9 protein-coding genes are annotated in these 14,447 nt (G+C 62.1%); 6 read left to right on the forward strand and 3 right to left on the reverse strand.

Features of this window, described 5'->3' with window-relative positions; translation table 11 throughout:
- Positions 1-68: 68 nt before the first annotated feature.
- Complete coding sequence (locus VGN12_27750; GenBank protein HEY4313277.1) at positions 69-2,333, forward strand: HEAT repeat domain-containing protein; 2,265 nt, start codon at positions 69-71, stop codon at positions 2,331-2,333.
- A 43-nt stretch (positions 2,334-2,376) separates the two neighbouring features.
- On the opposite strand, the gene VGN12_27755 is transcribed toward VGN12_27750, so the two are convergent.
- The 3 genes from VGN12_27755 to VGN12_27765 are packed head-to-tail and all read right to left on the reverse strand — an operon-like array spanning position 2,377 to position 5,665.
- Positions 2,377-3,273 carry an energy-coupling factor transporter transmembrane component T gene (locus VGN12_27755; protein HEY4313278.1) on the reverse strand — a complete coding sequence of 299 codons (897 nt, stop codon included), beginning with the start codon at positions 3,271-3,273 and terminating at the stop codon, positions 2,377-2,379.
- Positions 3,270-4,862, reverse strand: coding sequence for an ABC transporter ATP-binding protein (locus VGN12_27760; GenBank protein ID HEY4313279.1), 1,593 nt, complete (start codon positions 4,860-4,862; stop codon positions 3,270-3,272). The genes VGN12_27755 and VGN12_27760 overlap by 4 nt, the downstream gene beginning before the upstream one ends.
- Positions 4,859-5,665, reverse strand: a complete 807-nt coding sequence (locus tag VGN12_27765; GenBank protein ID HEY4313280.1) for a hypothetical protein — start codon at positions 5,663-5,665, stop codon at positions 4,859-4,861. The genes VGN12_27760 and VGN12_27765 overlap by 4 nt, the downstream gene beginning before the upstream one ends.
- Before the next feature lie 351 nt (positions 5,666-6,016).
- Here VGN12_27765 and VGN12_27770 point away from each other — a divergent pair, with 351 nt between their 5' ends.
- The 5 genes from VGN12_27770 (at position 6,017) to ispD (ending at position 14,380) form a co-directional block, all read left to right on the forward strand.
- Positions 6,017-8,167: a 3-hydroxyacyl-CoA dehydrogenase NAD-binding domain-containing protein gene (locus VGN12_27770; GenBank protein ID HEY4313281.1), complete on the forward strand. Its 2,151-nt coding sequence runs from the start codon at positions 6,017-6,019 to the stop codon at positions 8,165-8,167.
- A 194-nt stretch (positions 8,168-8,361) separates the two neighbouring features.
- On the forward strand, positions 8,362-9,519 hold the full coding sequence (gene fadA / locus VGN12_27775) for an acetyl-CoA C-acyltransferase FadA (protein ID HEY4313282.1): 1,158 nt from the start codon (positions 8,362-8,364) through the stop codon (positions 9,517-9,519).
- Between the two features lie 11 nt (positions 9,520-9,530).
- Positions 9,531-11,225: an AMP-dependent synthetase/ligase gene (locus VGN12_27780; GenBank protein ID HEY4313283.1), complete on the forward strand. Its 1,695-nt coding sequence runs from the start codon at positions 9,531-9,533 to the stop codon at positions 11,223-11,225.
- Between the two features lie 237 nt (positions 11,226-11,462).
- Entirely contained in the window at positions 11,463-13,430 is a 1,968-nt protein-coding gene (locus tag VGN12_27785) for an acyl-CoA dehydrogenase family protein (GenBank protein HEY4313284.1), read from the forward strand.
- Positions 13,431-13,639: 209 nt separating this feature from the next.
- Entirely contained in the window at positions 13,640-14,380 is a 741-nt protein-coding gene (gene ispD / locus VGN12_27790) for a 2-C-methyl-D-erythritol 4-phosphate cytidylyltransferase (protein HEY4313285.1), read from the forward strand.
- Positions 14,381-14,447 lie beyond the last annotated feature (67 nt).

A 14,447-nucleotide genomic window follows, 5' to 3' on the forward strand; every position in this document is an offset into this window, starting at 1 on the left:
GAGGCACGAGCGAGCATCCCTTTTGAGGAAATGGATTTCCTGACTTCGGGCAAAAGGATTTGCCAGTAATGGGCGTTTGTCGACAGCCAAGCACGGCGATTCTCTGTGGCCTTCTGGCCGCGGCGCATTCGTGCATCATGAGTGGCTGCCGCACGCTGGAAACACCGACGGACTTGGCGGCGCAAGTCGCCGCACATGACGGATTCCGCCTGCCGCACGACGAGCCGAGCGCGGCACGCCCCGCGGCCGTCGAATTGCCTCCCCCGGCCGAGCTAGCGGACGACGGTTGGGCACCCGCCGCCACGACCGACGATGCTCCGGCTCCTACTTATCATTGGCAACACGCGGCCTTGCGTAATCTGATGGCTCAGCCGCCGGAAGATCGCCCGGACCTTGCTCAACTACTGACCAACGATGATCCCGTCACGGTCACCAACGCGGCCATATTGCTGGCCCGGGCTGGCGACGATACGGTCGACCGTTGCTTGACCGAGTCGGTGCGCAACGAACACCTGCGGCTGCCGCAACGCCGCGCGGCCATCGAGGCAATCGCCGGACAGGACGGGGCGGTTGCCGGACCGGCGCTGGCCGAATTGCTCGACGATTATTCCCAGCCAAACGCCGATGGCTACGCTCCCGAATTGCATGCCGACCTGTTGCGGGGCCTGGCGCGGCACGTCGATGCTTCGGCGAATCGCTACTTTGCCGAGGCGCTGATCTCGAGGAACGCCGAGGTTCGCCAGGCCGGCCTGTACGCCTACACGATCAGCCGCACCGGTGTCCTGCCGGAGCATGCCCTCGAGCTACGTAAAGATACGAACCCGCGCGTGCGGGGCGCGGCCTTGGCTTGCCTTGCCGCGCGGCGTCATCCGCAGGCGCTCGAATTCGCCGAAGCGGCGCTCGCCGACTTTCACCTTGATGTCCGCCTGGCTGCCGTTCGGGCGCTCGGCGAGTTGGGAGAACCGCAGGCCAAAACGGATTTGCAACGATTGCTGATCCACGAGCCTGAGATGATTCGCGCTGGCGCGATCCTCGCACTCTCGGCGGCCGGGGATGACGTGACGGTGTTCGCGTCGGCCAACGATCCGTCGTGGCAAGTCCGCCGCAGCGTCGCACAGTCGCTTATGCACTTCCCGACGCAGCGTGGCACGACGATCGCCCGGCAACTGCTGGCTGATCGTAGCGCCGAAGTGCGCCGCGCAGTGATCGATTCCGTCGCAGGCTGGCCGTTGGGGCAGTCGGGTCCCGTACTGCTCACGGCCATGCACGAAGCCCCCTTCGCAACGCGCAAACAGGCGGCTGAGCAGTTGGCGCGACGCTGGCCTCCGGCATTGGAATTCAATAGCGATGGACCGCCCGAGAGCCGCGCCGAGCAATTGAACGCCCTCTCCGAGAATTGGCAACGGACGCAATTGGCCGGCGAGCCGTGGGCCGTGCCGATGCCGGCGGTCAGAGGCACGTCGCTCGAGGTTGCGACAGCCGCGCAACCGTCGCCGACGGCGCTCGCGGCAAACCATGCCGTGCTAAATAGTGCCGACCCGCGCATCGAGTTGTTCAATCAACTGGTCGCCGAAGATGTGCAGGCCCGGCGCACAGCAGCGCATCAGCTGGCTGATAACGCCGGGAAAACGCCGTTCGACGCCTCGACGGTCGCACAACTGACCGAGATCGCGATGGCCGAGACCGATTCGTTGGTGTGGCGCGATCTGCTGCGTGCGACCAAAGATGACACTAGTGCGACGGCCGTGCGGATGGCCTACGTCGGGGCCAGTCACGCCGCGGCCGATGTACGGCGACTGGCGTGTGGGCATTTGGCCATGCACCCCGATCCGGCACACGCCACGGTTCTGCTGCGACTGCTGGATGATCCCAATCGCACGGTGGCATTGTCGGCCGTCGAAGCACTCGGCGCCGCTGGCATGGTCACCGATCCGGCGCCACTCGAGCGGTTGCTGACCAACGACGACGCTGTGTTGCGCGTGGCAGCAGCACGAACGCTAGCGATCAACGGTTTCGCCTCGGGTCCGGCTGCGTTGACGCGTATGGCTGGCGACGCGGACGTGGAAACTCGCCGGCAGGCGGTCTGCGCGATGGGGCAGTTGCGGGACATCGCGTTCCTCGACGCGCTGGTCGGTCGATTGGACGACGACTTGAGTGTTCGAGTTGCCGCGGTCGCGAGCCTGGAACAAATTGTCGGCCGCGACGTCAACGTCGGTGACGGCCAAACGCCGCCCCCGCTGGCCAACCAGGTGCAAGGCTGGAAGCAATGGTGGGCCGAACAACCTGGCCGCGCCGAGCAGGCCGCCCGGCCTGATGCCGCGCAGCGCCGCTAGCGCGAAAAAGGTTTCAGGTATCTTTTTTTTGTCGTGCGTGGCTTTAAAGCCAGTTTCGCGCGAACTCGTAGCATGTCGCCAGCGCGGGAATGCGCACCAGGCCTGCGACCGAGAGCCAATAGGCGGATTTGAGCGCTGCTAATAGCAGGCATCCCGTGAACAGGAGGACCAGCGCACCTTGCTCGCCGCTGTTCATCCTTAATACGGGATAGATTGTTCGCGGCCGTGCGGCGTCGAACCCGCGCGTTGTCAGCGAGGTGGCCAGCGTTGCCGCGCGGCGCAAGGCGGCGGCGATGACCGGCACCAGGAGCGCCGCCTCGGTGCGCCACGAATGCCACACACCGGTACCCAGTTGCCACAGCCGCGGCCGATAGCCGCGCAACCGCGCCGAGCGTCGTACGGTGCCCCACTGGTCGGCAATCGTGGGAAGAAATCCCAATGCGGCGACCGTCATGAAGCTCACGGCCGACGGCACACGCAGCCAGGCGAGCGCGGCAAGCAATCGCTCGGGACTGGTCGACAGGCAAACCGACAGGCCTGCGAGCATCACGGCCACGATGCGCGATGATTGCAACAGGCCGTAGGCGGACCCTTCACGATACAGGCTCAAGCCCTCGAACGAGAACCGGCCGACCGAAAACTCAGGAACGAGCGTCACGATCCGGGTGCGCGGTTCGACGGTGTAAAACATGGCCTGGCTCAGGATCGTGCCCCACACGACCGTCAGCAGCAGTCCGCCGACGAACAGCCAGGCCCGCGCGGACCAGCCCAATGCCAGCGCTACGATCAGTGTCGCGGCACACAGCAACAACAGCGCCGTGGTCGAATCGACCAGCACCGACGCGAGCGAGATCGCCGTGAGCCAGGCCAGCTTCAGCCGCGGATCGCGTCGCGCGAGCCATGTATCGCTGGTGGATGTCAGGACTTCGCTGTAACTCATGGGGCACCTGCGCGCGAAGCAATATTTTCTGACTCTGGCGCGTGTGCTTGTAAACCGTTCGAGGCCATCCGCGTACCGCGACGTAGCCGAGCACGCTCAAGCAATGCCTCATCCGCCAGGTACACGGACGTCGGACCGTCGGCCAGCACTTTTCCGTCCGCGAGTACCAGCACGCGACTCGCAAATTGCGCAGCGATGCGCAAGTCGTGCGTCGAAAACAGTATCGCCCCGGTTTCTCCCTTGGCGACCGATTCTGTGAGCACGGCGAGTAACCGTTGCACTTCGCCCGGATCCTGTCCCGTGGTCGGTTCGTCTAATAGAAGCAACCGAGGACGAATCGTAAGGACCGACGCCAGGGCGACGCGCAGTCGCTGCCCCTGGCTGAGAGCCAACGGGGGCTCGTCAAGCAATTCAGCAATGCCAAGTCGTTCTGCGACATCGTGGCTGCGGCTCGTTGCTTCTTCGACCGACAGTCCAAACCGGCGCGGGCCGAAGCTGAGTTCGTCGGCAACGGTCGGCGCGATCAACGTTAAGTCGGGATTTTGCGGCACCAGGGCGACCGGCGCGATGCCGCGTTCGCCGGCCGACATTTCAATGCGCCCCTCGGACCGCCTTTGTAGTCCGGCCAGGACGTGCAACAGGGTGCTTTTGCCTGACCCATTCGGCCCGACGACCGTGACGCGCTCGCCCGGCTGAATCGCGAGATTGAGCCCCTGCCAGATCGGCGGCAGTTTTCGCGAGAACCGTACTGCCAGGTTGCTCGCAGAAATGATCGGATGTGGGTTCTTCGTCGCGATGTCCGCATGGCTCGCGTTTGAATGCTTGTTGATCCGCGCGTCGACGACGAGCCTGGTGGACTTTAGTGCTTCCTGGATATCGGCATTTTGTGCGATGCCATCGGCCAGTACTTGACCACGATCGACGATCAGGATGCGATCAGCCCGGGACATTAAATCTTCGAGTCGGTGTTCGGCGACGATAATTGTTAGCCCGTCGCGGCGCAGTTCATCGAGCAGATCGAGCAAGTCCGCGGCGCCGAGCGGATCGAGTTGCGCGAGTGGTTCGTCGAGCAGCAACAACCGGGTTCCCATGGCCATGACGCTAGCCAGCAGCAACCGTTGTTTTTGCCCGCCCGAGAGTGTGGTCGTTGATTGGTGGCATTTCGCTGCCAACTGCATTCGATCAAGCCAGTGACCGGTGCGATGGGTGATTTCTTCCACCGGAAGGCCGAGGTTCGCCAGGCCGAAAGCCATCTCGCTTTCGACAGAGGTGGTGCAAAGCTGCTCGTCGGGGGATTGCAGCACCAGTCCGACAGTCGCGGCCAGTTCGTGCGTGCCGGCCGACCGCGTGTCGCGACCGAACAATTGCACGCTGCCCAGCATTTCTCCGGCGGCGTGATGAGGAATCAGGCCAGCCAAGGCCCGCAGCAAGGTCGACTTGCCCGACCCCGTGCGACCGGCGACGACGTTTAGCGTACCCGGGGCGAGCGTAAAAGTAATGTCGCTCAATGAGGGGGCTTCCCGCTCGGCGAAGCGGTAGCGGAGTCCCTCGACAACAACGGCCGGCTCTTGCACGACGGGCGAGGTCATGGCGCGGTCCTTCGCAACCGCAAACCGATGAGAACGCCGCAGCCCGCGCCGATGCCGCCATAAATCAGGCCGGTGATGATCGATACCGAGAGCTTGTACCACAGGGCGTAATCGAGGCGCAACAACACCTCGTAAAGCGCGTACTGTGCATAAAGCGACAGCGCGTTGGCCAGCCCGATTGCCAGGCCGGCACGAAGAGCAAGCGACCAGCGCGCGCCAGACGAGTGCCTGCTGTCCTGGTCGCCAACCGTAACACCCAACAGCGCCGCCAAACCTTCGTGCAACACGATACTGACGGCGAGAAACACGAGCGCCATCAGCCCCACCTGTCCGCTGGTCAAAACATTCAAGGTAAATAACGTCAGCAGTGCTAACGAAAGCGCCCCGGGCTGCGGCAAGATCGTAACGAGCACGCCGAGGAACAGGCAGCTCAGTCCCTTGCTCCCCAGGCCATCGACGAAAATGTACATCGGCCCGAGCAGTGCTCCCGCCAGTGACCCGACGATTCGCGAGGCGTAAGAGACCAGGAACTGCAGTCCCGCGATCGAGGCAATCGTAGCCAGGCCGGCGTTACCGAGACGGGTGACGATTCGGCGCCAATAAATGGCCAGCGTGGTCATGCCGGCGCCGGCGACCACGAGCGCCATCAATACCAGGGCCGGGGACCGGTCATTCGAGCCCGTGGCTTCCAGGGCGAGCGATTCGCAAACCACGGGGACAACGAACAGCGTGGCGAGCGCTCCCCAAGCCAGCAGGCCTGAGCCGCTCGGGCGGGGTGCGTCGATTCCGGTCGTTGCAGCCATCGTCTCGACTCGTGGAAAACGGGGATCGCAGGGGATCATTGTCAGATGAATTCGCCGGCGGTCATGGTCGGCCGACGAGGCGTCCCGGTGGTCTCATGAAACTGGCCGAAACCGCTCGCCGGACGCCCCACACCAAGCCAAACGCCCGCCGCGAAATGCGCAAGAAATAAATAGTTAGTATTGAAAGTTTTTAATGCGCCGGCCCCTGCCGCGGCTATTGGGCCGTGTTATAAAGAGAAATCTATCATGCGGAAGGTTTTTCTCTGTGCCGGCCCCAGTGCTTTCGATGGGGGCTAGCCAGCTTACTCCTCTCTCGATCTTCGCTCCAGTAGACCGTAGGAATCATTCGCCATGCCCGAGGCGTCCAATATCAAGTTGTCGATGGCCGAGCCGGACATCGCTGTTCTCACCTTTGATGCGGCGGACAAGGGGGCGAACGTCCTCTCTCGCCCTGTGCTGGAGGAGCTGGAAAAGCACCTCAATGAATTGGAAAAGAAGAAAGACCTCAAGGGTCTGATCCTTGATTCGGCGAAGCCGGGAATCTTTATCTTCGGCGCCGACGTGCGCGAGTTTCTGGCGGCGAAAAATATCACGCGTGATCAAAAAGTCGAACTGTCGACGCGCGGCCGTAAGCTGTTTCAGCGCCTGTCGCAGTTTCCGTGCGTCACGGTCGCCGCGATCGACGGTGGCTGCTTCGGTGGCGGCGCCGAATTGTCGATGTGGTGCGATCGTCGCATTTTGTCGACCAGCCCGAAGGCCCAGATGGGTTTTCCCGAAGTGAAGCTGGGGATCTATCCCGGCTGGGGCGGTACAGCCCGTGCGCCACGCTTGCTCGGTTTGTCGAACGCGGTCGAAATGGTTTCGAGCGGCGAGAATGTCGACGCGAAGACGGCCGTTCAATTGGGCCTGGTCTCGGACGTGGTGCCCAGCGAGAAGCTGCGCGAAGCCGCGATCAACTTGATCCGCGCTGAAAACAAATCGCAGAAGTACCTCGCGGATCGGAAAGTGTGGGACGGCCCGCTGCCGATAGACGAGACCGAGTTAATGTTCCTGGGCGTAACGGCGAATGCCTTTATCCAGCAGCAGACCAAGGGGCAGTATCCGGCCCCGATCGCGGCGCTCGAAGTCATGATCGGTTCGGCCGGCGGTGATATCGAGGCGGCCAGCGAGGCCGAGGCACAAGGTTTTGCCGATCTGTTCGGTTCGCCGATCAATCGCTCGCTGCTGAACATCTTCTTCTTGACCGATCGCAACAAGAAAGAGACCGGCGTTACGAACCCGAATGTGAAGCCGAAGCCGATTCAATCGGTGGGCATTATCGGGGCTGGCATCATGGGCGCCGGCATTGCTGCCGCGAGCTTGAAGCGCGACATGGGCGTAACGATCACTGACGCCATGCCGAAGGCCTTGGCCGGCGGCGTGCAAAAGGTCTTGGAGGAAGTTTCTTTCAACAAGGCCGTGCGTGGACCGGACGCGCAGAAAATGGTGAAGTACGCTCCGCTCGTCAACGCGACGTCGACCGACAGCGAGTTTGCCGCGTGCGACCTGGTGATCGAAGCGATCATCGAAAAGCCCGAGGCCAAGCAAGAACTGTACGCCCGGCTCGAGCCGAAGTTGAAAGACGGGGCCATCCTGGCGTCGAACACTTCGGCCATCTCGATCACGCGCCTAGCCGAAAAGCTGAAGCACCCCGAGCGTTTCTGCGGGATCCACTTCTTCAACCCGGTACGGCAGATGCCGCTGGTCGAGGTGATCCGCGGCGCGAAAACCAACGACGAGACGATCGCCACGGCCGTGGCCTATGCCAAGGCGATTGGCAAGTCGCCGATCGTTGTGAACGACGGTCCTGGCTTCCTGGTGAATCGCCTCTTGCTGCCGTACATGACCGAGGCGCTCGAGCTGTTGCGCGAGGGAGTTGAGATCAAGGCCATCGAAAAAGCGGCCAAGTCCTTCGGCATGCCGATGGGGCCGATCACGCTATACGACGTCGTCGGTCTCGATACGTGCTACCACGCCGGCAAGGTGATGCACGAGGCGTTCCCGACTCGCGTTGTGGAATCGCCGATTCTGGAAGCGATGGTCAAAGCTGGCCGCATCGGACAAAAGGCGGGCGTCGGCTTCTTCGCTTACAAGGGTAAGGGGGGACATGGTTCGCCCGATCCCAGTTTGGCTGACATCATCGGCCCGCACGTCGGCAAGCCGCAGAAGCTGTCGGACGAGCAGATCATTCACCGCTTGTTCTTGCCGATGATCCTGGAAGCAACTCGCATCCTGGCTGAGAAGAAAGTCGCAGCGCCGCAGGACGTCGACCTCGGACTGATCTTCGGGACCGGCTTTCCGCCGTTCAAGGGGGGCTTGCTGTTCTGGGCCGACACGATCGGTCTGCCGAAGATCGTCGAACTGCTGAAGCCGTTTGCCGGATTGGGCGAGCGTTATCAGCCGACCCCGATGCTGACCGAGTTGGCTGCCGCGAACAAGGGTTTTTACGATCTGCCCGCCTAAGCTGCCGCGGATCGAAAATCGTGCCGTAACAGGTGTCGTCAGAAACTCGTTCCCGAGTCAGACGGTAGTAAGAAAGTAAATTTCGCCGGAAGAGCGTCGCAGGTGACATCCGGCTTGTCGAAATAAGAAAGCTTGCTCACAACCCGCCGCTGAACAGCTTCGCCTTCAGCCGGCGCTACCAGGAATTAAGAACCATGAAACAAGCTGTCGTAGTTGATTGCGTCCGCACGCCGATTGGTCGCGCGCACAAGGAAAAGGGGGTCTTTCGCGAGATCCGCTCGGATGATTTGGCGGCCACGGTCGTCAAAGCCCTGGTCGAGCGCACCGGCATCGATCCCAACGAGATCGAAGACGTCGTGATGGGCAATACGCAGCAGCAAGGCGAGCAAGGCATGGATGTCGCCCGCGTCGTCGGCCTGCTGGCAGGGTTGCCGCTGGCCACCGGCGGTACGACCGTGAACCGGTTGTGCGGATCGGCGCTACAAGCCATCAACCAAGCCTCGCACGCCATCGTGGCCGGCAGCGAGGACGTGCAGGTCGTCGGTGGTTTGGAGCATATGCACCACATCCCGATGGACAAGGATATCGACCTGAATCCCAAGCTGTTCACGCGCACCAGCAAGGGCGCGATGATGATGGGCTTTACGGCCGAGTTCCTGGCCCAGAGTCAAGGCATTTCACGCGAGGAGCAGGACGCGTTCGCTCTGCGCAGCCATCAGTTGGCCGCCAAGGCGCATGCCAACGGCGAGTTCCGCCGCGAGATCATTCCCATCTGGGGGCGCGACGAGGCGGGCAACCGCACGCTGATCGAAGTCGATCAATGCGTTCGCCCGGACGCGACGGCCGAATCGATGGCCTCGCTGAAGCCAGCCTTTATGCCTGGCATGGGAACGGTCACCGCTGGCAACAGCTCGCCGCTAAACGACGGCGCCGCGGCGCTGTTGATCATGTCGGACGAAAAGGCCAAGGCGCTCGGCTTCAAGCCGCTGGTAAAGATCGTCGCCACGGCCATCGTGGGGGTCGATCCCTGCGTGATGGGAACCGGTCCGATTCCGGCAACGAAGAAGGCGCTGAAGCGCGCTGGTCTCAAGCTGTCCGATATCGACCTGGTCGAACTGAACGAAGCGTTCGCTTCGCAAGCCTTGGCCTGCATTCGGGGACTTAAGCTCGATCAGGATAAGGTCAACGTCCGCGGCGGCGCGATTGCGATCGGCCACCCACTGGGCGCCAGCGGAGCGCGGATCACGACGACCCTGATTCGCAACATGATTGATCGCAACGTCAATCTTGGCCTCGCCACGATGTGTATCGGCGCCGGTCAAGGCATCGCCACTATCTTCGAACGAGTCTGAACAGGTTTTTCATGAGCATCGACGCCCCGACCATCGTTGCCTTGTGGGCCGCGCGGACCAAAGACAGCGCCGATAAGACCGGCATGCTCGTCAAGCGCGACGGACAATATCAACCCGTCACTTGGGGCGAGATTCGCCGGGACGTCAATCGCACCGCGGCCGCGCTTGTGGGCTTGGGAGTCCAGCACGGTGATCGCGTCGCCCTAATTTCTCGCAATCGCTACGAGTGGATCGTTAGCGATCTGGCGATTCAAGTTGCCGGCGGCACGCATGTGCCCGTTCACGCGTCATTGGCCGGGCCACAGATCGCTTATCAGATCGTCGATAGCGGCACGAAGGTTGTCATTCTCTCGGGCCCTGATCAGGCCGAGAAGCTGGTCGATCAGGCCTCGAAGTTTCCCAAGTCGCTGAAGATCGTTTCGCTCGATCCCTGTCCAAAGTCGGTCGGTCCGTTCGCGGTTTCGCTGCTGTCGGATCTGACGGCCAAGATCGACGACGCAGCGGCCGAGAAGGTCGCAGCGCAAGCACTCGAAACTGTTAAGCCGGATGACCTGGCGACGATCCTCTACACCTCGGGCACGACCGGCGAGCCCAAGGGGGTGATGCTGTCGCAAGGGAACCTGGCGTCGAACGTGTCGGCCATCTTGAAGATGTGGGTACCCAACGAAGATGACGTCCGCCTGACGTGGCTGCCGCTGAGTCATATCTTCGCGCGAACGTGCGATCTGTACACCTGGGTCGCAGCCGGTTCCGTGCTCGCACTTGCCGACAGCCCCGAGGCGGTGCCTGCCAATTGCCAGGAAGTTCACCCGACGTTGATCAACGGCGTGCCCTACTTCTTCGACAAGCTGCAACGTTTCCTCGCCGCACAGGGCATGGCCGACAAGCCGGGCATGTTGCAAATGGTGCTGGGCGGGCGCGTACGATACTGCGGTTCGGGCGGAGCGGCATTGCCGGACCACACGCACCTGTTCTTCAAAGAGCAGGGCGTCTTCATCTCGCAGGGCTATGGCCTGACCGAGACCTCGCCCACGATTTCCACCGGCCAGGAATCCGACACCAAGGTTGGCACCGTCGGCCGATTGCTGCCCGGCGTCGAGGTGAAGATCACCGACGAAGGTGAGATCTGCACCCGCGGCCCTCACGTCATGAAGGGGTATTGGAATCTGCCCGAGGCGACGGCCGAGGTGCTCCGCGATGGCTGGTTCCACACCGGCGACCTGGGCGAGATCGATAGCGATGGCTATCTGAAGATCACGGGCCGCAAGAAAGAATTGATCGTCACCTCGGCAGGAAAGAACATCGCCCCGGTCAACCTCGAGGCGCTGCTCACGGCCGATCCGTTGATCGCGCAGGCCCTGGTGATCGGCGATGCGAAGAACTACCTGACGGCCCTGATCGTGGTGAATCCCGAGCCGCTTTTGGCCGAGATTAAGGAACTCGAGATTCCGGCCACTACGGTCGAAGAGGCACTCTCGAATCCGCAGGTCCGTGAGATTTACGCGGGCCGGATCGCCCAGCGCCTGGCCGGGGTGTCGCATTACGAGCAGGTACAAAAATTTACGTTACTGACGCGGCCGTTCTCGGTCGAAAGTAACGAGCTGACGCTGACGTTGAAGCTGCGTCGCAAGGTCATTGAGGGAAATTACGCACGCGAAATCGAGGGCATGTATGCCCCGGCCAGCGCGCATGCGGCCGCCCACTAGTCCGCAGATGCTTTTTAGTGCAAAAAGGCGCTAACTGGCGCGGGGCGAAACACGCCTCGACAGCGGGCGAAACGGCGAGTAGCGGTTGTAGCAACGTGTGGGGGGTATGATTACAATACACCGGCTGTGGCGGTCGGTTATCCTGGTACTTTTTACTCAATCCGATGCCCGTTAGGCTTTTGCGCGCCGTAGGCCGGCCGCCATGCCAAAGGCGTTCCTAACGCAAGGGGAATGACGATGAATAGTCGCGCGGTCGATACAGAACCCGATTCGAAAAAAGGGTCAGCAGCCAACGGCAGCCACGCGCCCGAGGTTGAAAGAGAATCCTTTGCCGAAGTCGCGCTGAAGCTGGGCGGCAAGAGCGCGGAAGAAGCCCGCCGCATGGGTGCGGTCGACAAGGCCGACGATCAGGTCGAAGCCCTGTTCGCGCCACAGTATCAAACCGTCAACAGCCCGGCCCACCGCGCGGTGTGGGACGCGCAGACGCCGATCAGCGAATTCATCAGCACCCCGGCGCAGACTCCGCCGCACGTGCAGAAGGTAATGGACGACTCGCTGGCCGTTGTGCGTAAGCACGTGGAAGCCGGCACGGTCCTGAACGAGACGAAGAAGGGGATCGCCAAGGAGGTCCTCGACGAACTCGGCACCGCCGGCTACTGGGGCTTGCTGGTCGGCCGCGAATACGGCGGCTCAGGCGCACCGTTCTCGTCGTTCGCTCCGTTCCTCACCAAGATGGCTACGCTTGACGGCACCATCGCTGGCATGGCCAGCGTACACGGCTGTATCGGCGCGGTCGATCCGGTCCGCTCGTTCGGCAATGCCGAGCAGAAGAAGAAATACCTGCCGCAGTTGGCCAGTGGTCAACGCTTATCGGCTTTCGCACTGACCGAGCCGAACGCCGGCTCGGACCTGACGGCCCTGCGCACGGTCGCCACGCGCGACGGCGACGATTACGTGATCAACGGCGAGAAGCTGTTTATCACCAACGTCATGTGCGGTCGCACGATCGGCCTGGTCTGTTTGTTGGACAAGAAGCCGGCCGTGTTCATCGCCGACATACCGGACCAGGAGAGCGAGAACTTTTACTTCAAGCCTTACGGCCTGTACGCTCTGCGTTATGCGTCGAACCAGGGCTTCGTGATGAAGGACTTCCGCGTCCCCGCCGCCAACCTGTTGAAGCCGGTTAAGGGTGACGGTCTGACGATTGCCTATCACGGCCTGAACCTGGGACGCGTCTCGTTGTGCGCCAACGCCGCCGGCACGATGCGGCTGATGATGGCCAACATGCTCCCCTGGGCTCGCTATCGCAAGACCTACGGTCAAGAGATCGTTCAGCGCGAGCTTGTCGAGCGCCGCTTGGGCCGCATGGCCGGGTTGATCGTCGCTTGCGACTCGTTGGTCGAGTGGTGCGCCGGCCTGATCGACAAGGGCTATCGCAGCGAAATGGAATGCGTGATCGCCAAGATCTTCGGCAGCGAATCGCAAAAGGAAGCCGCGATCGAGCTGTTGATGAAGACCCACGGCGGCCGCTCGTTCCTCCACGGGCACATTTTCGGCGACAACGTACACGAGTACCTCGCTCCGTGCATCTACGAAGGGGAAGGCGAAATGCTCGGCATGGCCTTCTTCAAGTCGCTGGTCAAGCACCACGGCGTGCAGTTCTTCGAACCGATCGGCAAGGCTTTGCACGCGGCTGGCATCAAGAAGCCGAACATGGCCAACCCGGCCCACGCCTGGGCGCTGAAGGGTCCGCTGGCTGCTTACAGCAAGTGGTACCTGGGCCAGATGGTCAGCCGTCCCAGTTGGTCGGCTCTGCCCCCGATGCCCGAGACGTTGCGGAAGCATGCCGAGTTCGCCGCACAATGGCTCGGTCGCAGCCGCATGGAAGTCAGCGGCACGATGCGTCGCCATCAGCTCGGTCTGGCCGATCGTCAGTGCCGCATGTCCGAGCTGTCGCAGCGCGTGCAAGACGCGATCACGATTCTCTGCACGGCCCTGTACGCGGCCCGCAGCCAGGACGAGATCGTTCGCTCGGCGGCCGACATCGTCTGCCAGGACCTGACCCGCAAGCTGACCCGCGAGCCGGTCTCGGATCGTTACTTCCGTACGGTCACGAAGCTGGGCAAGGCGATTGCCAACGGCGAGTTCAAGAGCATCGCCGGCCTGCCCGAGGCCGAAATCCTGATGCCGTACAAGAAGGACTAGCTTTCTTCCCCCTCTATACTCGCGGTGTAGAGGGCGAAGTTAAAAGGATCTGCAACACTCGACCCACGGCTCGCGAAAGCGGGCCGTGGGTTTTTTATTGCGCCGCCGGCGAACTTGACGCTCGACAGGGCGCACGGACAATTAATGACTCGTCCCTCATCAAGGACGATTTGCAATCGCCTCTTACGCCTTTACGAAAGTGTGTCGCCGTGGCCAAATTCTCTGTCATCATGCCGGCCGCTGGGGCTAGCAGCCGTTTTAACGACAAGAACTACAAGAAGCCGTTTGCGCCGCTGGCGGATCGGGCTGTGTGGCTGCACTCGGCCGAGAAGTTTTTGAACCGCGCCGACGTCGTGCAGGTGATCCTGGTGATCTCGCCTGAGGATCGCGAATATTTCAACTTCAAATTCTCGGCCAACGTAGTGATCCTGGGGATCGACGTCGTGGACGGCGGGAAGGAGCGGGCAGATTCGGTCGAGAACGCTATCGCAAAGCTCAAGCCCGAGGCCGATTATGTTGCGATCCACGACGCGGCTCGCCCCTGTATAGCCGACGATTGGATTACGAAGGTTTTCGACGCGGCCGAAAAGAGCGGCGCTGCGATCCTGGGCTTGCCGGTCGCCTCGACTTTGAAACGGGTCAAGGACGGTCACTCGATCGAAGAAACCGTCTCGCGTGACGGACTGTGGGAAGCGCAGACTCCGCAAGTGTTTCGCCGCACGATCCTGATCGAAGCGTACGGCCGCCGGGCTGGCTTTCAGGCTACTGACGATGCGCAACTGGTCGAACGGCTGGGCAAGCCGGTCACGATCGTCCGCGGCTCGCCGATGAATATGAAGATCAGCACCAAGGAAGATCTACGCCTGGCCGAACAGGCGCTCCGCGCTTTGCCGAAACCCCGGTTGTCAGGCCCCGCGCATCCCTTTGCCGGCGATGATATGTGGCGCTAGCAGTGGTTAGTAGCCGGTAGAGAGTAGCCAGACGAAGAGACGCGGAGCGACGCGTGTTGATTGTGCG

This window comes from Pirellulales bacterium, assembly GCA_036499395.1.
Classification (GTDB): Bacteria; Planctomycetota; Planctomycetia; order Pirellulales; family JACPPG01; genus JACPPG01.